The organism is Nocardioides panzhihuensis (genome assembly GCF_013408335.1).
GTDB lineage: Bacteria > Actinomycetota > Actinomycetes > Propionibacteriales > Nocardioidaceae > Nocardioides > Nocardioides panzhihuensis.
In genome coordinates this window covers 2,054,410-2,075,142 of the sequence record NZ_JACBZR010000001.1, presented here as the reverse complement: position 1 = coordinate 2,075,142, position 20,733 = coordinate 2,054,410, and the positions used below count along the sequence as shown (strand labels likewise).

Below are 20,733 nucleotides of genomic sequence, written 5' to 3'. Positions count from 1 at the left end.
GCTCACGTCGACAAGAGTTTGAGTCAACATTTGTACACCGAAACTTCGGCGGCTCGGGTCACGCCCGAAGGACGGGCTGACGAAGGATCGTCCGCAGCTTGGCCGGCTCGACCCGCCGCGGGTCGCCGAGGTAGATCTCGTGGTGCCTCCCAGTCAGCCGGAGGCCCTGGTCGGGGATGAACCGATCGTGCATCTCCGCGAGCACCGGGCCCTCGTCGTCGTACGGCCCGATGTGCAGGGTCTGCACGCAGGTGCCCTCAACGAGCGTCTCTAGCCGCACCTTGCTCAGACTCGCCGGGCGGTCTTTCGCGCCGACCCTCGCCACCGCCTCGTCGAACATCTCCGCGGTGATCCAGTCCGGCGTCATGATCATCGCGGTCCAGTCCCACTGCGACTTGTCCCGCGCCCGGGTGAACGCGTCCATGTCCTCGGCCCACCACAGCGCCTCCAGCGGCGGCACCACATAGTCGTGGCCCTCGCTCTTGCTGGCGAACTTCAGCTTGTACGCCACCGGGTAGAGCGCCGCGAGCGCGTCCGCGTACTCGCCACCGGCGTTGGGGTCGCCGTGCCCGTCGACCATCAGGTAGGGGAGTGGGGGCACCTCGAGCACTCGGAACTCACCCCGGCGCGCCCGATAGCTGTCGAGCGTCTTCTTCAGGTCCGTCTTCGCCGCCATGGAGCCATGATGTCGCGCGGCCGCGATCACCGGGCGCGAAACTCAGGTGCCGCCGGGGGAGACTGCGCCTACGCTCCGAACATGGCGACCGTGGAGGATGTCCGCTGGCTCGGGTCGAGCCTCGAGCGCTCCTACGAGGTGTTCGTACGCGGCCGACTGAAGTTCAGGGTCGGCTCGATCGTCTACGTCGCCTTCTCCCTGGACGAGACCGAGATGGGTTTCGGGTTCCCGAAGGAAGAGCGCGCCGCCCTGGTCGCGAGCGCACCCGACACGTTCCGCCTGCCCCGAGAGTCGGAGATGCGGTTCAACTGGGTGGAGTCGTCCCTGGCCGCGCTCGACCCGGTCGAGGCCTGCGAGCTCGTCGTGGACGCCTGGCGACTGTGCGTACCGAAGAAGGTCTCCGCCGCCTACGACCTCCGCCATCCGGGCGGCCCCGGCCCGGACCGGCCTCGCGTACGCCTCGAGGCGGAGCATCGGCAGACGCTCGCGCGCCTGGCAGACCTGAGCCAGGACTTCGACGCTGTGGTCGCGGCCTCGCGCGACACCAACGCCGACGACGAGCATGATCCCGAGGGCGCGACGATCGCCTTCGAGCGATCTCAGGTGCAGGCGCTCGTACGTCAGGCGCGAGAGCATCTCGCCGAGATCGAGGCGGCCATGGAGCGCGTGGACGCCGGCACGTTCGGGACCTGCGAGGACTGCGGCCAGCCGATCGGCGCGGGCCGGCTCGACGCTCGCCCGGTGGCACGCACCTGCATCAGCTGTGCCGGCAAGCCGAGGGGCCGGCGGAGCTAGCGGCGGTGCCGGCCGCGCTGGTCACGCATCTCGACGAGATCGTCGTGGATCCGGCGCGCACGCCGTCTCTCCACCCTCGCCAGCAGGAAACCGGCTGCTGCCGCGAGCACCATCAGGACGATGAGCACCACGACCGTGGCGCCCACCATGTCCAAGACGTTGCTCCCCATGGAGAGAGCAGGTACCCGACCTCGGCAGCGCTCATGCGCGCCCGATGCGCGATGGCGTCCGCTACGGTGACCGTCATGTCAGGTGCACCCGAAGGTCCGATCCGTCTGTGCTGTCTCCTGTGGGCGCACGGGGGAGAGGCGGAAGCCCTCCACGCCTACGAGGACCGAGTCCTGCAGCTGATCTCCGAGCACGGCGGGGAAGTGGTGCACCGCGCGATCGCCGACGACGCGCCCGGGCAGCCGGACGAGGTGCAGCTTCTCCGGTTCCGGGACCAGGCCTCGCTGGACGCCTACATGAACGACGAGCGACGGACGGCGCTCAGCGCCGAGCGCGACGCGGCCGTCGCGCGCACCGAGGTCTTCCCGGTGAGATTCTGACGGTCGGCGTCAGCGTCGCTCTGTTCCAGCGAGGAACTCGAGCAGGAGCTGGTTGGTCTCCTCAGGGCGCTCCTGCTGGACCCAGTGGCCGCACCGGGGGAGTACCACCGACCGAGTGAGCCCCGGAAGGGTCTGGTCGAAGCGTTCGATCTGGCGTCGGCCGGTGATCGCGGGACCGTCGTGCTCGCCGGCGATGAAGAGGGACGGCGCGGTGATCGGCACGTCGGCGAATGCCGCGAGATCCTCCCAGTCGCGGTCGATGTTGCGGTAGCGGGCCAGCGGACCGAAGAAGTCGGAGTCGGCGAACTCGCGGGCGTAGAAGTCGACATCGGCCTCGGTCAGCCACGCGGGCATCTCGGTGGGGTAGACGAACTGGTCCGAGAGCCGGTCACCGCGCGGCACCAGCCCGAGCGCACCACGAGGATCCCCGCCCGCGGCTCGCACGCCATCGCCCGAGATCGAGTAGTAGATGCCGAGCAGCCAGCGGCGTACGTCGGGCAGGATCTCGGCCTCGACGACGCCGGGAGTCTGGAAGTAGGAGATGTAGAACTCTTCGTCCTCACCGCCCGCCTGGGCCATCGCCTCGGTCGGCCGACGGCGACCGGACGGGCTGAACGGCACCGACAGGCCGGCCACGGCGGTGAAGACGTCAGGCCTCAGCTGTGCTGTCGTCCACGCGATGGGAGCGCCCCAGTCGTGCCCGACGATGGTGGCTGTCTCCGCGCCCAGGGCGTGCACCAGGGCGACGTTGTCGCCGACATGGCGCAGCATCCGGTAGTCCTCGACGGCCCGCGGTTTCGAGGACCCGCCATACCCGCGCACGTCGATCGCGACGGCCCGGTAGCCGGCGCCGGCGAGGGCGGCGATCTGGTGGCGCCACGAGTACCAGGATTCCGGGAAACCGTGGACCAGGATCACGAGCCGGCCGTCCGCCGGCCCTGACTCCACCCAGTGCAGGTCGATTCCGTTGATGTGTTCGGTGCGATGAGCTACAGCGGTGTCGGCCACGGCGGGAGTCTGGCACGTCGTGCCATTTCCGCGATAGTACCCCCTATCGCAGAAATGTTCGAAAAGACTGTAATATCAGGGGATGTGAGCGTAACTGACGAGACAGTGATGTTCGGTGATGTGGTCGAGGACTTCCTGACCGACCGGGCGACGCTCACGCGCCGCGGCCTCAACGACAAGTCGCGCAACGCCTACCGGCAGGACATCGCCGCCTGGGCCCGGCAGCTGCATGTCGACGACGGCGGCGACCCGGAGGCGGAGGCGCTGGCGCTGGTCCCGATCTCGGCGCTGACCGACCAGAACGTACGCATCGCCTACAGGTCGTTGCGGGAGAGCTCGGCCGCGGCGACCTGCCAGCGCCGCGTCGGCACGCTGCGGCTCTTCACGCACTGGCTGCAGCTCGAGGGACATCTGCTGGTGGATCCCACACTGCGCATCGAGGCGCCCGAGCGACCGAGCCGACTGCCGGCCGGCTGGAGCGTCGACGAGCTGCGCCGCCTGGCGCGGGTCGCCTCGGCGCCGCGCGAAGGCACCGACCGGCGCCGCTGGCCGACTCGTGACCGGGCGATCTTCGCGGTGCTGGTGACCACCGGCGTACGTGCTGCCGAGCTGTGCGACCTCACCGTCGGGTCGATCCGGCGCGAGCCGGACGGCGAGACGCTGGTGCGCGTCATCGGCAAGGGCGATAAGCAGCGCAACCTGCCGATGCCGCCCGAGGCGGTCGACGCCGTCGATGCCTATCTGGCCGAGCTCGAGGCCCGTTTCGGCAGTCCTGACCCGGCCGACGGCCTGTTCCTGCTGACCTCGGGAAAGCGGCTGCGGCCAGGGGCGCTCAACCATCTGGTCGAGACCTGGATCCGCCTCGCCGGCGTCCCGAAGCAGCCTGGCGAGGCCGCACACGCCTTTCGGCACAGCGCCGCCAAGGGCCTGATCCGTTCCGGCGTACCCGTGCCTGCCGTCCAGGGGCTGCTCGGACACGAAGACCTCAAGACGACCGGGATCTACGTCAAGGCCACGGCCTCCGACACCCGCGACGCCGTGCTGCTCTCACCGGCACGCGAGGTGCTGCGCGAGACGGCGGTGGCGTCCGAGCCGATTGTGACCAGGGAAGATCGTGCGGTCAGGGAGCGGCCGGCTTGACCGCACGGGTCGCGATATAGGCGGAAAGGTGCTGCGCGGTGATGTCTGCGTGGTGCGGCGCTTCGCTCAGATGGGTGAGGATGAACCCGGCGGCCAGCTGCCCGCCGATCTGCGCGGTCAGCGAGTGGCTGTACTCGATCGGACCGGTTCCATAGGCGCGCATCCGGTCGCTCTCGGAGAGATCGAGCGAGCTGAACGGGAGCCGATGACGCACCACCAGCTCCTGCCGGTCGAGCGCCACCTCGTCGAAGATGTAGACGTCCGGGTTCATGAACCCGGTCAGGAGCGACCCGCCAGGACGCAGCACACGGAACGTCTCCGCCCAGACCGGCGTCAGGTCAGGGCAGAACACGTTCGAGACGGGGTTGACGATGACGTCGAAGCCGGCGTCGCCGAAGGCACTGAGGTCGCGCATGTCGCCGAGGACGGTGCGAAGCGTCAGGCCCTCGCGGGCGGCTACCTGCTCGTCGCGGGCCAGCTGCTTGGGCGAGTTGTCGAAGACGGTCACGTCGGCACCCGCAGCCGCGAGGACGGGGCCCTGCTGACCGCCGCCTGAAGCGAGGCAGAGAACGCGAGCACCGGCCAGCTTCGACGGTAACCAGTCACGTGGCGTCGGCTCGTGACCGATGAGCACCACGGACCAGTCGTCAGCACGCGCCCGGGCGATGATCTCGGGGCTGACCGGCCGAGACCATTCGTTGTCGCTGTCGACCAGGACGTCCCAGGCGACGCGGTTGTGAGCGACCGGGTCGAAGTCTTCTGTCACGACTGCGCACCTTAACGCTCCAGGCGTGCGTACGCCGTCAGCAAGCGTGCTTTTCGGGTCAGGACGCCATCGGGACTAATCGCCGATAATGCACATTATGTCAGTCTGAACATCTGGTCGCGGCCCGAATCGACCGCGACCCCCATCCCCCCGCTTCGAGCGGATAGACACCCGAGCCCAAGAAACCCGTACCGCACTCCGCGACCCTGCCGCCCACTCTGCGAGATGTCGACGAGTGGTTGGCGACCGCCTCCACCATGCGAGCTCGGGCTGAACGCGACCGCCTGTGCCCGAGCGACTCAGGGTGTTGACGACTCGACGGAGTGTGGATAACGTCGATTATCCAATAATGATCGTTATCGAAATGGAGAGGCGCGCGATGGATGGTTTCGATCTGGTGATCCGGGGCGGATACTTCTTCGACGGGACCGGGGCTCGACCCGCGATTCGCGACGTAGGAGTGCGCGCGGGAAGAGTTGCTGCGATCAGCGCTGAGCCTTTGGCGACGGAGGGAGCGGTGATCGTCGACGCTGAAGGCCTGTGGGTGATGCCGGGCCTCATCGACGTCCATACGCACTACGACGCTGAGGTGCTGGTCGCCCCTGGGCTCTCGGAATCGGTGCGGCACGGCGTCACGACCGTCGTCTTCGGCAACTGCTCCCTCTCCACTGTGTACTCCTCCCCCGACGACTGCGCAGACCTGTTCTCGCGCGTCGAAGCCCTGCCGTGGGACGCCGTCCACTCATCGGTCAAGCAACACCAGACCTGGACAGACCCACACCGCTACGTGGAGGCACTCGAGTCTCGCCCGCTCGGACCCAACGTCGCGGCGCTCATCGGTCACTCCGACATCCGTGCTGCGGTCATGGGTCTGGATCGGGCCACCGCTCCCGACGTACGCCCCACTCCCCCGGAGCTGGACCGGATGCGCGCGATGCTGATCGATGCGCTCGACGCGGGGTTCCTGGGTCTGTCGACCATCAGAAGCTCGTTCTCGAAGCTGGACGGCGTCCGCTACCCAGGGCGCCAGCTTCCCTCCACCTACGCGACCTGGCGAGAGTATCGCGCGCTGAACCGCGTCCTCCGCGACCGCGGGCGCCTGCATCAGTGCACGCCCAACGCCGCCCGCAAGGCCGAGACCGGCAAGTTCTTCGCCCAGAGCGCTGGTCGGGGCCGGGCCCCGCTGAAGACGACGATGCTCACCGCGGCAGATCTCAAGGCAGACCCGAGGCTGATCTGGTTGATGACCAAGGCGACGGCATTGCTGAACCGGGTGATCGCCTCGGACTTGCGCTGGCAGCACCTGCCCGTGCCGTTCGAGGTGTACGCCGATGGCATCGACCTGGTCGTCTTCGAGGAGTTCGGCTCCGGCGCCGCAGCCCTCAACGTGCGCGACGAGGTCAAGCGTGGCGAGCTCGTGGACTCCGAGGCGTACCGCCGCCAGTTCCGCAAGGACATCGAGCGCAGGTTCGGTCCGAAGCTGTGGCACCGCGACCTGTACGACGCCCACGTCGTCAGCTGCCCGGACGCCGAGGTGGTCGGCAAGTCGTTCGGCCGCGTCGCCGAGGAGCGGGGCATCCATCCGGCTGACGCCTTCCTCGACCTCGTGGTCACCCATGGCGCTGCCTTGCGCTGGCGTACGACGATCGCCAACCACCGACCCGAGGTGCTCGACAAGATCGCGGACGATCCTCAGATCCAGATGGGTTTCGCCGACTCCGGGGCCCACCTGCGCAACATGGCGTTCTACAACGCCGGCCTTCGGCTGCTGAGGCGGGTCAAGGAGTCCGCCGAAGACGGCAACGAGTTCCTCACCCTCGAGCGTGCCGTGCACCGGCTCACCGGCGAGCTCGGTGACTGGTACGGCCTGGACGCCGGCACCCTCCGACTGGGCGACCGCGCCGACATCGCCGTCATCGACCCCGCCGGGCTCTCGGAGGCCTCGGCCGACTATGCCGAAGCCGTCCTCGACGGGCTCGGAGGGGTCTCGCGCATGGTCAACCGCAACGACGGCGCAGTGGCCGCGACCATCGTGGGCGGTGAGCTCGTCTACCGCTACGGCACCTTCACCGAAGGATTCGGCACGACGCGAAGCTCCGGGTCCTTCCTGCGCGCAGCAAACGTACGTTCGAACGACGGATCGTCCTCATGAGCACATCCCCAGCCCCCATCACCCGTCGGACGCCCCGCTCCGAGGTCCGCGACCGGCTCCTGCGAGCGGCCTCCACGGTGTTCGCCGAACGCGGCTTCGCCGGAGCCACGATGCAACAGGTCGCCGCCGCAGCCGGGTTCACCACCGGCGCGCTCTACTCCAACTTCGGGAGCAAGGACGACCTCTTCTTCGAGCTCTTCGACCGGGAGGTGACAGGCCGCATCGCAGCAGTGCGAGAGATCCTCGGCCAGGCCGACCTCACCGTCATCGACGAGGCGAGGGTACTCGAAGCCGGTCAGCAACTGACCGCCGCGATGCAGCAGAGCCGCGAATGGCAGTTGTTGTTCACCGAGTTCTGGCTTCGCGCCACCCGTGACGCCCAGCTACGCGAGCGCTGGGTCGAAAAGCGCCGCGACTACCTCCAACAACTGACCGAGCTGGCCGACGAAGCGGTCACTGGCTGGGGCGCAGACACGACCGTCTCCTCGCGCACTCTCATGCTCACCATGCTGGCGCTGAACAACGGCCTCGCCATCGAAGAGCTCGCCGATCCGGGCAGCGTTCCGGCCGACACGATCGGGACCGTTCTGGTCCGACTGCTGGGTCTCCAGTCCCCCACTGCGTGACGCGCCACATCACGAACACAGCCGTACGAGGAGAGAGCTTGACCACCAAGAGCACAGCGTCGCCCGGGCGGTGGCGTGTCGGCAGCCTGGCTGGCCACCTGACCGGTCGTACCGGCGCGGAGCCGGCAACGGGCGGCGCGGGAACGGTCATGTCCATCGATGGCGTCGACCTGCACGTCCGAGCGGACGGTCCAATCGGCGGCCCGGCACTCCTGATGCTGCACGGCTTCGGCGCCTCCACCGCATGGTTCGACCAAGTCGTTGACCGCCTGCCGGAATGCCGGATCACCCGGGTCGACCTCCTCGGACACGGCGGTTCTGCACGACCCGCGTCCGGCTACGACCCCGAGAGCCAAGGTCGGCTCTATGCGCGTCTTCTCTCCGAGCTGGACCTGGACGGCGTCACGGTTGTCGGCCACTCGATGGGCAGCCTCTTCGGCGTGGCCACCGCCGAGCACAGCACCCGCGTCAGCCGGCTGGTGCTGATGGGCGAAGGGCCCGACACGAGCACCGGAACGCTGCCACCAGGCGAGTGGGTGATCCATCGCCCGCGGATCGGCCCTGTCGTGCAGCAACATGGCCCTGCGTTCGTCACTGAACGCGTGGTCCGGCGAGCATTCGCACCGGGCTTCGACATGGCCAAGGCCTTCGCCAACCCGAACCAGGGCCTCGATGACGCCCGCAGCCTGAATCACCCCGCCTTCACCGAATCCATACAGCGGCGGAAGGCGTGGACCGACCAGCTAGGGCTGGACGCGCGGCTGGACGATCTCGCACTGCCGGCGCTGGTCATCTTCGGCCGAGAGGACCGCTTCTACGACGTGGATGCCTCCCTGGCCCGCTACCGGGCAGTGCGAACGATCACGACCACGGTCCTCGAGCACGTGGGACACACGCCGATGATCGAGGCACCCGACCGCATCGTTGAACTGATCCGCGAGTTCCTCTCCCCCGGTGAGAAGCTGTAAGCGCTCGACCAACCCGATCTCGTCGACGCACGCGCCGCCAGCGACTAGCCAGTGAGGCCCGGCCCCAGCGCCACCGTGACATCGCGTGCGGTAATGGTTTCGTCGCAGGCGTCGCAGGCGAGTCGGACATGGGCCTCCCCCGTGCACTCGCGATGCAGGTAGCGCACCGGCTGGCCCCCAGGTGCCATGTAGGCGTCACCCCAGTCTCTGATCGCCATCAGCACCGGGTACAGGTCGAATCCCTTCTCGGTCAGCCGGTACTCCTCATGCGGTCCGTCGGCCGCCTTCTGCTTGACCAGGATGTCGTGCTCGACAAGACGGTCGAGCCGATCCTGCAACCGGCTGCGGGAGATGCCCATTGCGTCCTTGAACGCATTGAAACGCCGCACGCCCGCGAAGGCCTGTTTGAGCAGGACCAGCGTCCAGCGGTCCCCCAGGACGACCAGCGGCCGGGTGATCGAACAGGGCTCCTCGGCGAGCTCTTCGTAGCGCACGCCCCGAGCCTACCCATCGGTTCCATTTCGAGACCAGCCTCGCTAGGCTGCCAGTCTCGAAACAAGACCACTCTCAGGAGCGCAAATGCCCGATCCCCACGACGCCGCCACGACGCTGGCGGGCCTGCTCGATGAACGTTGGACCTGCCGCCAGTTTCTGGCCGACCAGGTCCCGCGAGAGACGATCGAGCGTCTGCTTGCGCTGGGGCAACGCACCCCGTCGTGGTGCAACACCCAGCCGTGGCAGGTCGTCGTCACGAGCGGCGAAGCCACGGACCGGTTCCGCAAGGAGCTCCTCGAGCACGTACTAAGCCAGCCCGCTGCCCCGGACTTCGAGTTCCCGGTCGCCTACATCGACGCGTACCGCGAGCGCCGCCGCGCGTGTGGCTTCCAGCTCTACGACAGCGTCGGTATCGTCAAGGGTGACACCGACGGGACCCTGCGCCAAGGCCTGCGCAACTTCGAATTCTTCGATGCCCCGCACGTCGCCATCATCACCACGGAGGCTGACCTCGGCGTGTACGGCGCGATCGACTGCGGCCTCTATGTCAACACCTTCCTGCTCGGCGCCCAGAGCCTGGGCCTGGCCGCCGCGCCCCAGGCCGCACTCGCGTCGTACTCACCGTTCCTGCGCGAGTACTTCGGCATCCCCGACAACCGTCGCGTCGTCGTGGGCATCTCGTTCGGGTACGCGGACCTCGACCACCCGGTCAACGGCTTCCGCACGTCCCGAGCCGCACTCGCCGATACCGTCACCTGGCACACCAGCTGACCGCCGACCGCGACTTGTGGATTCGCCATCGTTACTCGCCTGACGCGCTCATCCGAGATCGCGACCCGCTCAAGGCCTCCTGGCCAGCTAGGGTCGGGCCTGTGACCGCTACCCCCGCCCTGCTCGATGCCACTGTCGACGAGTGCAAGAAGCTCATCGCAAACCGGTTTGCCGCAGACGATTCACGCGGCGCCGCCGCGGTGCTCCTCGACGACGGCACGATCCTGACGGGCACGAGCCCGGACTTCCTGAACTCCAGCACCACGTTGTGCCACGAAGCCGAGCCGTACTGCGCCGCGTTCCGGCTCGACCGCAAGATCATCGCTTCCGTCTGCCTACACCGATTCGAAGACGGGCGGCATGTCGTCCTCAGCCCCTGCGGCATCTGCCGTGAACGACTCGCAGGCCATGGCCCTGATGTTCTGGTCGCAGTGCCACACAGCTCGGACGGCTCCGAGATCCACTGGATCACTCTCAGAGTGGCGCTCCCCCACTACTGGCTCACCGTGATTCCGGAAGAGGCCTCCGCCTGGGTCCAGAACAACGTGGATTCGTAACAACCCGGTCGGGCTCCGCGCGGGCGCGCTACCGCCGGACGTCGTCGCCACGCAAGGCGAGGATCGTTCGTACGTCGGCGGCTGTCGCGATCGCCAGGGCCGGCACCGCGATCTTGTGCGCAGTGCTGCCTTCGGCGCGCGCAAGGTGGGCGCAGTAGGCCGCGATCGCCATGTTCAGCCCGGCACGCGCAGCCAACCAGGGCAGTCTGCGACGCCCGGTCAGCAACCCGGGAACGAGCGCCAGGTCGGCGGCGCCGATCGCGCGCAGCGCCACCGGGTGGTCGCCGAGCTTCAGCGACCGGCCTACTCGCCCCGGCGCGAGGAGGAGCGCTGCCCCGATCGGAAGGGTGGCCATTCCGACGAAAGCGGCCGATCGCCGCGCACTCTCAGGATCCATGAGAACCATCTTGTCCGACGACTGGTCGTCCGGACACCGGCGTAGGTGCGTCACACACTCCCCCAGTGATCGACCTGACCTCGGTCACCCCACGCATTCCTAGACTGTCCGGGTGACCAGAGCACCTGATGGCGATGCCCGCCCTTCATTTCTGTCGGGGTTGCGGCTGGGGGTGCCGTTCGCGCTGGTGGGCTTCGTGTTGAGCCTCTCCTTCGCCGTGCTCGCCCGGCAGGCCGGATTCAGCGTCGCGCAGGCGATCGTCACCTCGGTGATCGTGTTCGCTGGCTCTGCCCAGTTCGCGATGCTGTCAGTGGTCGCGGGCGGTGGCGGGGTGCCCGCTGCGCTCGCTGTGGCCGGTCTGATGAACTCGCGCTTTCTGGCGATGGGGATCGCGCTGGCGCCGTCGCTGCCCGGGGGTCCCGTGAAACGAGCCGCTCAGGGGCAGGCGGTCGTCGACGCCTCTTGGGCGCTTGCCAACCGCGGCGACGGCACCTTCGACAGATGGTTGCTGTTCGGCACGACCGCGCCGCAGTACCTCACCTGGACGCTCGGCTCCGCGGTCGGCGCCGTGTTCGGTGACGCCCTGGGCGACCCGGACCGGCTCGGGCTCGACGCGATCTACCCGACCTTCTTTCTTGCGCTGCTCATCGCCGAGATGCGCGATCGCACCACCCGTTGGGTCGGGGTGGGCGGCGGACTGCTCGCGCTCGCGCTCGTGCCGGTCGCACCACCCGGCATACCTGTCCTCGCCGCGAGCGCGGTCGCTCTGGTCGGACTCGCCAGGCGGCCCGCATGACCCTGTCCTCGGACCAGATCTGGGTCCTCATCATCGCGTGCGCCGTGCTCACCGCCGTCATCAAGGGGTTCGGGCCAGTGCTTCTCGGGGGTCGAGTGCTGCCGGGCTGGTTCGACAGAGTGGTCGTGCTGATGGCGCCCGCACTGCTCAGTGCGCTGGTCGTCACCGCGGTCCTGGCCGACGGACGTACGTGGTCGGTCGGCGCCCACACCGTCGGCGTGGCCGTGGCCGGCGTGATGCTATGGCGACGCCTACCACTGGTGCTGTGCGTCGCGGTCGCCGTCGGCCTGACTGCCTTGCTGCGGATGTGGTGACACCGCATCGCTCGGCCGGCGGCCACCTGTACTCCACTCCCCCAGAGAACCGCCGGACCTCGGCCGGCACCCGTGGCACCATGTGCCCCGTGACCGACGAGACGCCCGCCGCCGGACTGACCGAGCTGCACGCCCGCCGCTTCCTGACCACGGACGCGGCACGGCCCGACAAGGTCGCCCGCTGGCACGCCAAGGGGCGGCGTACGGCTCGGGAGAACATCGCCGACCTGATCGATCCGGGCTCGTTCGTCGAATATGGGAGGTTCATCACCGCGGCCCAGGAACGGCGCCGTGACCTGGCCGATCTCGTGGTCGAGACCCCTGCGGACGGCATCGTCGGCGGCACCGCGACCGTCGCCGGGAGGCCGTGTGCGGTGCTGTCCTACGACTACCTGGTGATGGCCGGTACGCAGGGCATGCGCGGGCACCGCAAGTCGGACCGGCTGATCGAGATCATCGGCCGGATGCGGCTGCCGGCCGTCTTCTTCACCGAGGGCGGCGGCGGTCGCCCCGGCGATACGGACATCCCGCTGGTCTCCGCGCTCGACGTCGGCTCTTTCGCGCTGTGGGGCGAGCTCGAGGGCGTGGTGCCACGTATCGCGGTCGTCTCCGGGCGCTGCTTCGCCGGCAACGCGGTGCTCGCCGGCTCCGCCGATCTCCGCATCGCCACCCCCGACGCCAACCTCGGCATGGCCGGCCCGGCGATGATCGCCGGCGGCGGGCTCGGGAGCTTCGCGCCGGAGGAGATCGGCCCCGTCAAGGACCAGACCACCAACGGCGTCATCGACCTGCTCGTCGAGGACGAGGCGGCAGCCGTCCAGGCCGTACGTGCCGTCCTGGCCTACCTCGAGCCGGCCGCCGATGGCGGCGAGGCCGACGACCAGGCCGACCTGCGTACGCTTCTCCCCCACAACGACCGCGAAGCGTTCGACGTACGCCCTGTCGTCGAGGCGCTCGCCGACCTCGACTCGGTCACGTGGCTTCGCGAGGCGTACGCACCGGAGCTGGTCACCGCGCTGGCGCGCATCGACGGGATCCCGGTCGGCGTGGTCGCCAACCAGTCCACCCATCTCGCCGGCGCGATCACCAGCGAGGCATCGATCAAGGCCGCCGACTTCCTCGCCCTCTGCGAGCGCTGGGGCCTACCGGTGGTCTCGCTGGTCGACACCCCGGGGTTCATGGTCGGACCCGAGGCCGAACGCGGCGGCCTGGTCCGGCACGCATCCCGGATGGTCGTCGCCGGCGCTCAGCTGTCGACGCCGCTGGTCGGGGTGATCCTGCGGCGTGGCTACGGCCTCGGCGCGCAGGCGATGCTCGGCGGAAGCACCCATCGTCCCCTGCTCACCGTCGCCTGGCCCGACGCCCACCTCGGGCCGATGGGCCTGGAGGGCGCCGTACGCCTCTCCATGGCCACCGAGCTCGCCGCGATGCCCGAGGCGGAGCGGGAGGACCGGGTGGCGGTGCTCACCGAGGAGTACCGCAAGCAGGCCAGTGCTCTCAACGCGGCCCGGATGTTCGAGATCGACGACGTCGTCGACCCCGCCGAGACCCGCGCGATCATCGCCGCGACGCTGCGCAGGGCCTAGGAGGCTCCGCCGTCGTTGTCCCAGATCTGCCGGCCGATCTGGCTCTGGTCGGGACCGTCGAGGCCCAGCAGCTGTGCCGGGCGGTAGGTGTTCCGGTCGTCGGCGGCCTGGGCCATGATCCTCTCGGCGACCTCGGGGTCGGTGTCGTGAGGCACGACCAGCAGGCGCAGCCGTTCACCGGTGGCCATCGACAGCACCATCAGATGGGTGTCGTCGGACGGGAACGAGCCAACCTTCACCATCCCGCGCGCGGCGCGGATCTTACGGACGCCGGGCGCTCCCGCGATCGAGTCCCAGTCGGGCCGGGAGAACAGCAGCCGTGAGATCCGGCCGACGCGGTGAGGAAAGTTGTCGATCAGGTCGGCGGCCTCGTCCTGGAAGTCGCGGGACTGCGGCCACCAGGCGCCATCGAGCGGACCGGTGCTGAAGCTGTTGTCCAGGCGGATCCGGAGATCGGTGCGAACGGCCGTGGAGAGCTCTGCTGTCGGTGACGTCGTCATGACGTCCACCTTTCGTGCTGCCCCGCAAACTCGACGAGTCGGGCTGGCAGCGTGGTTAGAACAAGTGTACTACGCCGCCAGCCAGAGCAGTCTTCCTAGACCTCCTTCAGCCGCGGCACCAGGTCGACCAGCGAGGTGGTCCACGGCACCGGGTCGACGTACGGGGTCGGCATCAGCCCGACGAGAGTGATGCCCAGGGCTGCGTACTCCTCCATGGACTTCAAGAAGGCGTCCGGGTCCTCGACCGAGGGGCCTTGGAAGAGCATGGTCTTCTCGATTGCGTCGTAGTCGGTGCCGAGGTCGTCGCAGTGGCCGCGCAGCACCTCGAGCTTGTGCTTGACGGTCTCGACCGCCTCGGGGCCGGGGCCGCCGAAGAGGTTGGTGCCCTGGCCGTACTCGGCGACCAGGCGAAGGGTCTTCTTCTCCCCTCCCCCGCCGATCAGGATCGGGACCGTGCCGTTGACGGGCTGTGGCAGCGAGATGGTCTCGGCGAGCTGGTAGTGCTTGCCCTCATAGGCGCCGTCGTTCTCCGACCACATCTGGCGGCAGATCTCCAGGGTCTCCTCCAGGCGCTCGAACCGCTCGGCGGTCGGCGGGTAGGGCACGCCGAGACCCTGGTGCTCGCGCTCGTACCATGCCGCGCCCATACCCAGGAGCGCACGGCCGCCGGAGAGCCGGTCCAGGGTGGTGACGGTCTTGGCGAGCAGCCCGGGGTGGCGGTAGGTCACTCCGGTGACGAGGAGGCTGAGGCGTACGTTGTCGGTGATCCCGGCCAGGTAGCCGAGCGTGGTGTAGCCCTCGAGCATCGGCTCGAAGGGGCCGCCGGCCTGCTCCATCTGGAACCAGTGGTCCATGACGGTGAACAGGTCGACGCCCCCCTCGTCCGCGATGCAGGCCGTCTCGGTGAGCTTGTCGGCGAGCGTGGTCTCCCACTCGGGGTGGGTGAAGGTGAAGTAGTGGAGTCCAAGATCCATACCTCAGACGCTATGGCTTCGAGCGCGCTCGAAGACAAGCCCTTTCGGCGCAGACAAGCCCTATCGGCTCAGCATCGGCTCAAGGTCGCATGCTGCGCTCCTGACGCAGGTCACGCTTGTCGAGCTTCGCGTCGTACGCCGCCAGCGGCTTCGCCTTCGCCGCGTCCGCCTCGACCGCGGCGGTCGCGACACCCGCCCACTCCAGGATGCGGGCGGTGGCGAGCTCACGCTCGTCGGCGACCAGACCCGCGACGTTGGCGCCGTGGTTCATCCCCGGTGCGGTGAAGACGTAGGAGTCCTTGGCCTTGACGCCCGGCCGGAACTGCTCGGCGCCCCACGGGTCCGCCTCGCCGTAGACGAAGAGCATCTGGTTGGCGTGCTTGCGCACCCAGGAGTCGACGTCGCGCATCGCGGACGGGTCGAACCGCATGTCGATCTCGCGCGGGACGAAGCTGCGCGGAGCCTGGTAGCCGTAGCGGATCAGGTCGTCCTCGATGTGCGGGAAACCGATCGTCGGCGCGCCCAGCTCGGTGCCGGCCTGGTAGTAGTAGGGCGTGTACGGGCTGAGGCCCTGATCGGTGTAGAAGCTGAAGCCCGAGTAGTTGTCGATCACGTCCCAGATCTGCTGGTCGGTCGCGGTCGCCGCATCGGCCGGGACGTTCGAGCACGCGGAGGTGCCGGCGTACTGCCAGTAGGCCCAGACAAAGTCGAGCACGACCATCTCGTATGCGGAGTCCAGGCTGCCCACGGTCTTGAAGGTGTACCCCTCCTTGGCAGCCATGTCTGCGTAGGTCGCCTTCAGCGCCTCGCGGCGCACGAGGGCCTCCCGCTGGACGCCATTGAGGCGGTTGCGGCAGTCCTCGGTGCCGACGCTCGCGAAGAAGTCGTCGTAGGCGGAGTCCTCACGGTTGACCACGTCGTTGGGCGCGACGTAGGCGACGACGCCGTCCATGTCGCTCGGGTAGAAGCGCTCGTAGTAGGTCGCAGTCATGCCACCCTTGGAGCCGCCGGTCGAGAGCCACTTGGCTCCGTAGATCGGCTCGAGCGCTTCGAAGATGGCGTGCTGGTCGCTGGCGCCCTGCCAGATGTCGAGGTCGTCCCAGTCGGCCGGGGCAGGGCGGGACGGGGTGAAGAACCGGTATTCCATCGAGACCTGGTTGCCGTCCACGATCCGGGTCGGCTCGCTGCGGCCGGGGTTGGTCGAGACGTTGTAGCCGCTGGTCTGGAACACCGTCGGGCGGGCGGTGTCCTTGTGCAGCACGGTGAATCGCTGCTGGAAGGTGTCACCGTCTGGCTGACGGTGGTCGACCGCCTGGGTGAAGTTCAGGACGAAGTAGCGGTAGCCCTGGACGGGCTTCTCCTGGATCAGGCTGACGCCCTCGATGGCGAGCAGGCGGTCGAGGATGTCGTCCTCGGCGGCTGTCGCGGGGCTGGCGGGTGTGACGAGGAGCAGGGATGCCAGCCCCATCGCCACCAGGATCCGGCCGATCAATGCACGCATGTTGGGGTCTCCTTCGGTGCGGGTTCTGGGCAACCTAGCCGTTCTCCGACATCCCCGCCGCCGATTAATCGCTCACGTGCCAGCGGATGGCCCACTCGTCCAGGGGCTCGAGTCTGCGGAGGAGGTCGCGACCGGTCTCGCTCAGGCGATACCCATCGCCGAGATGCTGCACGACCCCGGCCTCCGTCAGCTCGCGCAGGCGCGCTGAGAGGACGCTCGAGGACACTCCCCCACACCGGATCTGCAGATCACGGAAGGTCGGTGCTGCTGTCTCCTCACGGAGCTCCCAGATCACGCGAAGGGTCCAGCGGCGGCCCAGCAGGTCGAGCAGGGCCATGATCGGCCGGCCGGTGCTGGAGCCGCGAACCGGCTGTCCGGGGAGCGGCGTACTCAACGGGCTTGCTTTTCTTTTCGAAGCACGGGGTCTATCTTGCCAGATATGCCTCTGAATTCGAAGCAACCTCGTATCGAACCGCTCGAACCGCCCTACGACGACGAGACCTCTGCCGCCCTTGACCTGCTCGGACCACCGATTCAGCTCTTCCGAGTCCTCGCCCGCCGCCCGGATCTCGCTCGCGGGATCTCGGGCTGGGGGTCGTACTACCTCTCCCGTCGAGCGGCGATGACCCTGCGCCACCGGGAGATGGTGATCCTGCGTACGACTGCCCTGTGCGGCGCGGACTACGAATGGGCCATCCACGTGAAGACGTTCGCCGCCAAGGCCGAGCTCGACGAGGACCAGCTCCGGTCGCTGGGGGCCGGGTCCGCGGAAGACGCCTGTTGGCGAGAGTCGTCAGATTCCGCCGTGATCACCGCGGTGGACTCGCTCCATCATCACCACGACCTCGACGATGCGACGTGGGCAGGGCTGGTCGAGGCGGTCGGAACGGACGCTGCCCTCGAGATCACCCTGCTCGCCGGGTGGTATCACGCAATCTCGTACGCCGTGCGAGCTCTTCGCCTCCCGCTCGAACCTGACACCGACGCCATCCCACGCTGAGGATCCCCGACGGGACGGCGACCGGGAAGGAATCCGTGCCGGGGAACCTTCTACCGCTACAGACCGCATCGAGGAGGCGCTTCAACATGACGTTCGATCCGCACGAGCTGCTCGCCACGACCCGCCACGGAATCCTGGCCACGATCAAGGCCGACGGGCTGCCCCAGCTCTCACCGGTGTGGCAGCACTACGACCGCGAGCGCAGCGAGATCCTGATCTCGACCCGCGAGGGCCTGGTGAAGACCAGGAACCTCCGGCGCGACCCGCGGGCGGCGATCGAGGTCGACGGGCCCGGCGGGCGGTCCTGGGCGACGGCCGAGGGCACAGTCGCCCTCACCGGCCCCGGTGCCTCTCTCGACAGCCCCGAGGTCGATGCGCTCGTCGACTACTACCGGCGAGGCGCCGGCGAGCACCCCGACTGGGACGAGTACCGCGAGGTGATGGTCAGCGATCGACGAGTGCTCATCACCATCGCCGTCACGAAGGTCTACGGCGCCGACCTGGGCTGATCCGGCGCGCCCGGATGCGCCTCGGGCTTGAACGAGGCCAGATCGTGAGGAATGGTGGGATGGGTACTCCGCACCCAACATGGAAGATCTCGACATGCTTCAGCTGACCGAGAACGCCACCACCATCGTCCGCTCGATCTCCGAGCAGGCCCAGGGCGCCGGCCTCCGGCTCGCCGCCGACGCAGAACCGGACGGTGCTTTGAGCGCCGCCCTGGTCCCCGAGCCCGAGGGCGCGGACCAGGTCATCGAGCAGGAGGGCGCGCGGGTCTTCCTCGACCAGGGCGCCGCCGCCGAGCTCGACGACAAGGTCCTCGACGCCGGGATGGATGACTCCGGAAACGTCCAGTTCGGGATCTCTCAGCAGGGCTGATCCCGTCCCGCACACGCCGGGGCGCGCCGCATTCGTGGCGTGCCCCGGCGTCGTCTTTTTTGTCGCGAACCAACGAGTCGCGGGCGTAGGGTCGACAGACATGAGCACCGCTGGCGTACCTGCCTGGTTCCATCTCTTCCTCGATGTCCCGCGCCCTGGCTGGGAGGAGGCAGTCGAGTTCTGGTCGGCCGTGACGGGCTGGGCGGTCTCGCCGCCTCGCGGTGAGACCGGGGAGTTCGTCACCCTCGTACCGCAGAAGGGCGACGCCTGGCTGAAGGTGCAGGCCATCGAAGAGGGCGAGCCGCGGATCCACATCGATCTCGACGCCGTCGACCGCGACGCGGCGCTGGAGCGGTCGGTGTCCCTCGGTGCGACCTCGGCATGGACCTACGACGGGGTCCCGGTGATGCGCTCGCCCGGCGGCCTGCTCTTCTGCCACACGCTCGGCGAAGGCACCGCGCCGAGCTGCGCGCGCACGGAGCCCGCGCGAGTGCTCGATCAGGTGTGCATCGACATCCCCCGCTCCCGGTGGGAGCAGGAGGTGGCCTTCTGGACGGAGATCACCGGACGGACTCCCGAGCAGACGAAGTCCCCCGAGTTCGTACGCCTCGCCGACCCCGACCCACACGGTGGGCTGCGGTTTCTCCTGCAACGGCTCGACGAGGAGGCCGGCGATGTCCGGGCGCATCCGGATATCGCGGTCGCCGACCGTGCCTCGGAGACCTGCCGACATGAGGCGCTCGGCGCCGAGACGGTCGGCATCCTGGAGTGGTGGACGGTGCTGCGTGCGCCTTACGGACAGCTCTACTGTCTCACCGATCGCGACCCGCTGACCGGCCAGGCCTAGCGCCCGCCGACTTCACCGGCCCTTGGGCTGAAAGCCTCTCGTACGCCGCCGAGATCTGCGTCAAATAGGTTCATGTGCCTCGGACATGAACCCCACCAAGGGACCCGCCGGGCGATGACCCGGCCACTGACCAGACGTACCGCGCTGGGGGCGGCAGGAGCCGGGCTCCTGATGGCCTCGATGTCATCGTCGTTCACGGGAGCGGCAGCATCGGCGACCGCACGCCCCGGCATCGGGGCGAGCCGGACATCGCGGCTCTCCCACGGGACCACGCTGGTCCACGCCGACCTGCACAACCACACGCTGATGTCCGACGGCGACGGCGACCCCGATCTGGCCTTCGACTCGATGCGCAGCGCCGGCCTCGACGTCGCGGCACTCACCGACCATGCCACCGTCTCCGACAACATCCTGGGAGACGCCCTGGCAGGGCTGCTCCCGCCGGCGTACAAACAGCTCGGGGGCCTCACCCGCTCGGACTGGGCGCGGACCCGTGAGCTGGCGGACGCGGCCAACGCGGACGGCACCTTCACCGCCATCCGCGGGTTCGAGTGGTCGGAGCCGTTGCTGGGTCACATCAACGTGTGGGGCACCGAGCACTTCACCGACATCGTCGACGTCGGCGCGATGCGACCGTTCTTCGACTGGCTGGCGCGCTCCCCTGACACGCCGCTGATCGACGGCGGGTCCGACGGGATCGCGGGGTTCAACCATCCCGGGCGAGAGCCGTTCCGGTTCCAGGGGTTCCGCTTCGACGCGCGCGCCCGCGAGCGGATGGTGTCGCTGGAGATGTTCAACCGCGGCGACGACTACCTCTTCGAGGGGTACGCCGACGGCAAGCCCTCGCCGCTGTGCCAGTGCCTCAACGCCGGCTGGCGCACCGGGATCAGCGGCGTCACCGACGAGCACGGCACCGACTGGGGTCATCCGGAGGGCAAGGGGCGTACGGGGCTGTGGGTCTCCTCCCACGACCGCGGCGGGGTCTTCGAGGCGATGCGGGCGCGGCGGTTCTTCGCCACCCGCACCTCAGGGCTTCGCGTCGACGCCGTGGCGACGCTGGGCGGCGTCGAGCACCGGATGGGCTCGGTGGTCCCCGGACGTGGCGGCGACATGCGGTTCACCCTCGATCTCGCCCGCGACGATGAGTGGGGCGGCCGGGAGCTCCATCTACAGGTGCTGCGGCCGGGCCCCTCTGTCCCGGTCGTGGCGGATGTCGCGCCGTTCCGCGTCGGAGACCCGGTCTCGGCCACGGTGCCGGTCTCCTACGACGACGGCGACTGGGTGCTGCTGCGGGTCAGCGACCCGAGCCAGGCCAATGCGACACCGGGTCCCGACGGCCACCCCTGCAACGACCTGGGCATCGCCTACACCAGCCCCTGGTGGCTGCAACCGTGAGCATCGTTCCTGAGAAGGCGCCTCGGAGCCTGAAGATGCGCT

Annotated in this window: 26 protein-coding genes; 16 read left to right on the top strand and 10 right to left on the bottom strand. The window is 68.7% G+C overall.

The window, feature by feature from the left end:
* Positions 1-58 precede the first annotated feature (58 nt).
* A complete protein-coding gene (locus BJ988_RS09805) occupies positions 59-676 on the bottom strand; it encodes a GyrI-like domain-containing protein (protein WP_179657819.1) in 618 nt (205 codons plus the stop codon).
* An 81-nt stretch (positions 677-757) separates the two neighbouring features.
* Between BJ988_RS09805 and BJ988_RS09800 the strand changes: the two genes are divergently transcribed.
* Positions 758-1,471, top strand: coding sequence for a TraR/DksA C4-type zinc finger protein (locus tag BJ988_RS09800; RefSeq protein ID WP_246321452.1), 714 nt, complete (start codon positions 758-760; stop codon positions 1,469-1,471).
* Here BJ988_RS09800 and BJ988_RS09795 read toward each other — a convergent pair.
* Positions 1,468-1,641, bottom strand: coding sequence for a hypothetical protein (locus tag BJ988_RS09795; RefSeq protein WP_179657818.1), 174 nt, complete (start codon positions 1,639-1,641; stop codon positions 1,468-1,470). The two genes, BJ988_RS09800 and BJ988_RS09795, sit on opposite strands and share 4 nt — an antisense overlap.
* A gap of 75 nt (positions 1,642-1,716) precedes the next feature.
* Here BJ988_RS09795 and BJ988_RS09790 point away from each other — a divergent pair, with 75 nt between their 5' ends.
* On the top strand, positions 1,717-2,019 hold the full coding sequence (locus BJ988_RS09790) for a hypothetical protein (RefSeq protein WP_179657817.1): 303 nt from the start codon (positions 1,717-1,719) through the stop codon (positions 2,017-2,019).
* A gap of 9 nt (positions 2,020-2,028) precedes the next feature.
* Here the strand turns inward: BJ988_RS09790 and BJ988_RS09785 are convergent, their stop codons facing one another.
* Entirely contained in the window at positions 2,029-3,027 is a 999-nt protein-coding gene (locus BJ988_RS09785) for an alpha/beta fold hydrolase (RefSeq protein WP_179657816.1), read from the bottom strand.
* Positions 3,028-3,111: 84 nt separating this feature from the next.
* On the opposite strand from BJ988_RS09785, the gene BJ988_RS09780 reads away from it, so the two are divergent.
* Positions 3,112-4,167: a tyrosine-type recombinase/integrase gene (locus BJ988_RS09780; protein WP_343051551.1), complete on the top strand. Its 1,056-nt coding sequence runs from the start codon at positions 3,112-3,114 to the stop codon at positions 4,165-4,167.
* Here the strand turns inward: BJ988_RS09780 and BJ988_RS09775 are convergent.
* The gene (locus BJ988_RS09775) at positions 4,148-4,933 is read right to left on the bottom strand and encodes a methyltransferase domain-containing protein (RefSeq protein WP_179657815.1); all 786 of its coding nucleotides are present in this window, start codon (positions 4,931-4,933) and stop codon (positions 4,148-4,150) included. The two genes, BJ988_RS09780 and BJ988_RS09775, sit on opposite strands and share 20 nt — an antisense overlap.
* A 517-nt stretch (positions 4,934-5,450) precedes the next feature.
* On the opposite strand from BJ988_RS09775, the gene BJ988_RS09770 reads away from it, so the two are divergent.
* The 3 genes from BJ988_RS09770 to BJ988_RS09760 are packed head-to-tail and all read left to right on the top strand — an operon-like array spanning position 5,451 to position 8,679.
* Positions 5,451-7,085 (top strand): amidohydrolase family protein, encoded by a 1,635-nt coding sequence (locus BJ988_RS09770; RefSeq protein WP_218860715.1) that lies wholly within the window; start codon positions 5,451-5,453, stop codon positions 7,083-7,085.
* Positions 7,082-7,711, top strand: a complete 630-nt coding sequence (locus BJ988_RS09765) for a TetR/AcrR family transcriptional regulator (protein ID WP_179657813.1) — start codon at positions 7,082-7,084, stop codon at positions 7,709-7,711. The genes BJ988_RS09770 and BJ988_RS09765 overlap by 4 nt, the downstream gene beginning before the upstream one ends.
* A gap of 38 nt (positions 7,712-7,749) precedes the next feature.
* On the top strand, positions 7,750-8,679 hold the full coding sequence (locus BJ988_RS09760; protein WP_218860713.1) for an alpha/beta fold hydrolase: 930 nt from the start codon (positions 7,750-7,752) through the stop codon (positions 8,677-8,679).
* 44 nt (positions 8,680-8,723) lie between these two features.
* Here BJ988_RS09760 and BJ988_RS09755 read toward each other — a convergent pair whose 3' ends face one another.
* Positions 8,724-9,173 carry a winged helix-turn-helix transcriptional regulator gene (locus BJ988_RS09755; protein WP_179657812.1) on the bottom strand — a complete coding sequence of 150 codons (450 nt, stop codon included), beginning with the start codon at positions 9,171-9,173 and terminating at the stop codon, positions 8,724-8,726.
* A gap of 85 nt (positions 9,174-9,258) precedes the next feature.
* Between BJ988_RS09755 and BJ988_RS09750 the strand changes: the two genes are divergently transcribed.
* Positions 9,259-9,945 (top strand): nitroreductase, encoded by a 687-nt coding sequence (locus BJ988_RS09750; protein WP_179657811.1) that lies wholly within the window; start codon positions 9,259-9,261, stop codon positions 9,943-9,945.
* A 101-nt stretch (positions 9,946-10,046) separates the two neighbouring features.
* Positions 10,047-10,502, top strand: coding sequence for a cytidine deaminase (locus BJ988_RS09745; protein WP_179657810.1), 456 nt, complete (start codon positions 10,047-10,049; stop codon positions 10,500-10,502).
* A gap of 28 nt (positions 10,503-10,530) precedes the next feature.
* On the opposite strand, the gene BJ988_RS09740 is transcribed toward BJ988_RS09745, so the two are convergent.
* On the bottom strand, positions 10,531-10,899 hold the full coding sequence (locus BJ988_RS09740) for a hypothetical protein (protein WP_179657809.1): 369 nt from the start codon (positions 10,897-10,899) through the stop codon (positions 10,531-10,533).
* 112 nt (positions 10,900-11,011) lie between these two features.
* Between BJ988_RS09740 and BJ988_RS09735 the strand changes: the two genes are divergently transcribed.
* The 3 genes from BJ988_RS09735 to BJ988_RS09725 all read left to right on the top strand — a co-directional run bounded on the left by BJ988_RS09735 (position 11,012) and on the right by BJ988_RS09725 (position 13,595).
* Entirely contained in the window at positions 11,012-11,695 is a 684-nt protein-coding gene (locus tag BJ988_RS09735) for an AzlC family ABC transporter permease (protein ID WP_179657808.1), read from the top strand.
* The gene (locus BJ988_RS09730) at positions 11,692-12,009 is read left to right on the top strand and encodes an AzlD domain-containing protein (protein ID WP_179657807.1); all 318 of its coding nucleotides are present in this window, start codon (positions 11,692-11,694) and stop codon (positions 12,007-12,009) included. The genes BJ988_RS09735 and BJ988_RS09730 overlap by 4 nt, the downstream gene beginning before the upstream one ends.
* Before the next feature lie 80 nt (positions 12,010-12,089).
* Complete coding sequence (locus tag BJ988_RS09725; RefSeq protein ID WP_179661409.1) at positions 12,090-13,595, top strand: acyl-CoA carboxylase subunit beta; 1,506 nt, start codon at positions 12,090-12,092, stop codon at positions 13,593-13,595.
* Here the strand turns inward: BJ988_RS09725 and BJ988_RS09720 are convergent.
* From BJ988_RS09720 to BJ988_RS09705, 4 genes are all read right to left on the bottom strand, one after another.
* A complete protein-coding gene (locus BJ988_RS09720; RefSeq protein ID WP_179657806.1) occupies positions 13,592-14,095 on the bottom strand; it encodes a DUF5994 family protein in 504 nt (167 codons plus the stop codon). The genes BJ988_RS09725 and BJ988_RS09720 overlap by 4 nt on opposite strands.
* Positions 14,096-14,190: 95 nt before the next feature.
* Positions 14,191-15,069 (bottom strand): LLM class F420-dependent oxidoreductase, encoded by an 879-nt coding sequence (locus tag BJ988_RS09715; protein WP_179657805.1) that lies wholly within the window; start codon positions 15,067-15,069, stop codon positions 14,191-14,193.
* Between the two features lie 79 nt (positions 15,070-15,148).
* Positions 15,149-16,570: an alpha/beta hydrolase family protein gene (locus BJ988_RS09710; protein WP_179657804.1), complete on the bottom strand. Its 1,422-nt coding sequence runs from the start codon at positions 16,568-16,570 to the stop codon at positions 15,149-15,151.
* Positions 16,571-16,634: 64 nt separating this feature from the next.
* The gene (locus tag BJ988_RS09705) at positions 16,635-16,964 is read right to left on the bottom strand and encodes a winged helix-turn-helix transcriptional regulator (RefSeq protein ID WP_218860711.1); all 330 of its coding nucleotides are present in this window, start codon (positions 16,962-16,964) and stop codon (positions 16,635-16,637) included.
* A 45-nt stretch (positions 16,965-17,009) separates the two neighbouring features.
* On the opposite strand from BJ988_RS09705, the gene BJ988_RS09700 reads away from it, so the two are divergent.
* From BJ988_RS09700 to BJ988_RS09680, 5 genes are all read left to right on the top strand, one after another.
* A complete protein-coding gene (locus BJ988_RS09700) occupies positions 17,010-17,570 on the top strand; it encodes a carboxymuconolactone decarboxylase family protein (RefSeq protein WP_179657803.1) in 561 nt (186 codons plus the stop codon).
* An 86-nt stretch (positions 17,571-17,656) separates the two neighbouring features.
* Complete coding sequence (locus tag BJ988_RS09695; protein WP_179657802.1) at positions 17,657-18,079, top strand: PPOX class F420-dependent oxidoreductase; 423 nt, start codon at positions 17,657-17,659, stop codon at positions 18,077-18,079.
* A gap of 94 nt (positions 18,080-18,173) precedes the next feature.
* Positions 18,174-18,449, top strand: coding sequence for a Fe-S cluster assembly protein HesB (locus BJ988_RS09690; RefSeq protein ID WP_179657801.1), 276 nt, complete (start codon positions 18,174-18,176; stop codon positions 18,447-18,449).
* A gap of 100 nt (positions 18,450-18,549) precedes the next feature.
* Complete coding sequence (locus BJ988_RS09685; protein WP_179657800.1) at positions 18,550-19,296, top strand: VOC family protein; 747 nt, start codon at positions 18,550-18,552, stop codon at positions 19,294-19,296.
* Between the two features lie 114 nt (positions 19,297-19,410).
* On the top strand, positions 19,411-20,691 hold the full coding sequence (locus BJ988_RS09680) for a CehA/McbA family metallohydrolase (RefSeq protein WP_246321451.1): 1,281 nt from the start codon (positions 19,411-19,413) through the stop codon (positions 20,689-20,691).
* Positions 20,692-20,733: the final 42 nt, after the last annotated feature.

What these genes read in the sequence shown, in the direction of transcription:
- BJ988_RS09700 (WP_179657803.1), top strand. Translation starts at nt 17,010, where the DNA reads ATGCCTCTGAATTCGAAGCAACCTCGTATCGAACCGCTCGAACCGCCC.
- BJ988_RS09795 (WP_179657818.1), bottom strand. Translation starts at nt 1,641, where the DNA reads ATGGGGAGCAACGTCTTGGACATGGTGGGCGCCACGGTCGTGGTGCTC.
- BJ988_RS09685 (WP_179657800.1), top strand. Translation starts at nt 18,550, where the DNA reads ATGAGCACCGCTGGCGTACCTGCCTGGTTCCATCTCTTCCTCGATGTC.
- BJ988_RS09720 (WP_179657806.1), bottom strand. Translation starts at nt 14,095, where the DNA reads ATGACGACGTCACCGACAGCAGAGCTCTCCACGGCCGTTCGCACCGAT.
- BJ988_RS09695 (WP_179657802.1), top strand. Translation starts at nt 17,657, where the DNA reads ATGACGTTCGATCCGCACGAGCTGCTCGCCACGACCCGCCACGGAATC.
- BJ988_RS09750 (WP_179657811.1), top strand. Translation starts at nt 9,259, where the DNA reads ATGCCCGATCCCCACGACGCCGCCACGACGCTGGCGGGCCTGCTCGAT.
- BJ988_RS09740 (WP_179657809.1), bottom strand. Translation starts at nt 10,899, where the DNA reads ATGGATCCTGAGAGTGCGCGGCGATCGGCCGCTTTCGTCGGAATGGCC.
- BJ988_RS09680 (WP_246321451.1), top strand. Translation starts at nt 19,411, where the DNA reads ATGACCCGGCCACTGACCAGACGTACCGCGCTGGGGGCGGCAGGAGCC.
- BJ988_RS09725 (WP_179661409.1), top strand. Translation starts at nt 12,090, where the DNA reads ATGTGCCCCGTGACCGACGAGACGCCCGCCGCCGGACTGACCGAGCTG.
- BJ988_RS09805 (WP_179657819.1), bottom strand. Translation starts at nt 676, where the DNA reads ATGGCGGCGAAGACGGACCTGAAGAAGACGCTCGACAGCTATCGGGCG.
- BJ988_RS09765 (WP_179657813.1), top strand. Translation starts at nt 7,082, where the DNA reads ATGAGCACATCCCCAGCCCCCATCACCCGTCGGACGCCCCGCTCCGAG.
- BJ988_RS09800 (WP_246321452.1), top strand. Translation starts at nt 758, where the DNA reads ATGGCGACCGTGGAGGATGTCCGCTGGCTCGGGTCGAGCCTCGAGCGC.
- BJ988_RS09710 (WP_179657804.1), bottom strand. Translation starts at nt 16,570, where the DNA reads ATGCGTGCATTGATCGGCCGGATCCTGGTGGCGATGGGGCTGGCATCC.
- BJ988_RS09790 (WP_179657817.1), top strand. Translation starts at nt 1,717, where the DNA reads ATGTCAGGTGCACCCGAAGGTCCGATCCGTCTGTGCTGTCTCCTGTGG.
- BJ988_RS09730 (WP_179657807.1), top strand. Translation starts at nt 11,692, where the DNA reads ATGACCCTGTCCTCGGACCAGATCTGGGTCCTCATCATCGCGTGCGCC.
- BJ988_RS09690 (WP_179657801.1), top strand. Translation starts at nt 18,174, where the DNA reads ATGCTTCAGCTGACCGAGAACGCCACCACCATCGTCCGCTCGATCTCC.
- BJ988_RS09715 (WP_179657805.1), bottom strand. Translation starts at nt 15,069, where the DNA reads ATGGATCTTGGACTCCACTACTTCACCTTCACCCACCCCGAGTGGGAG.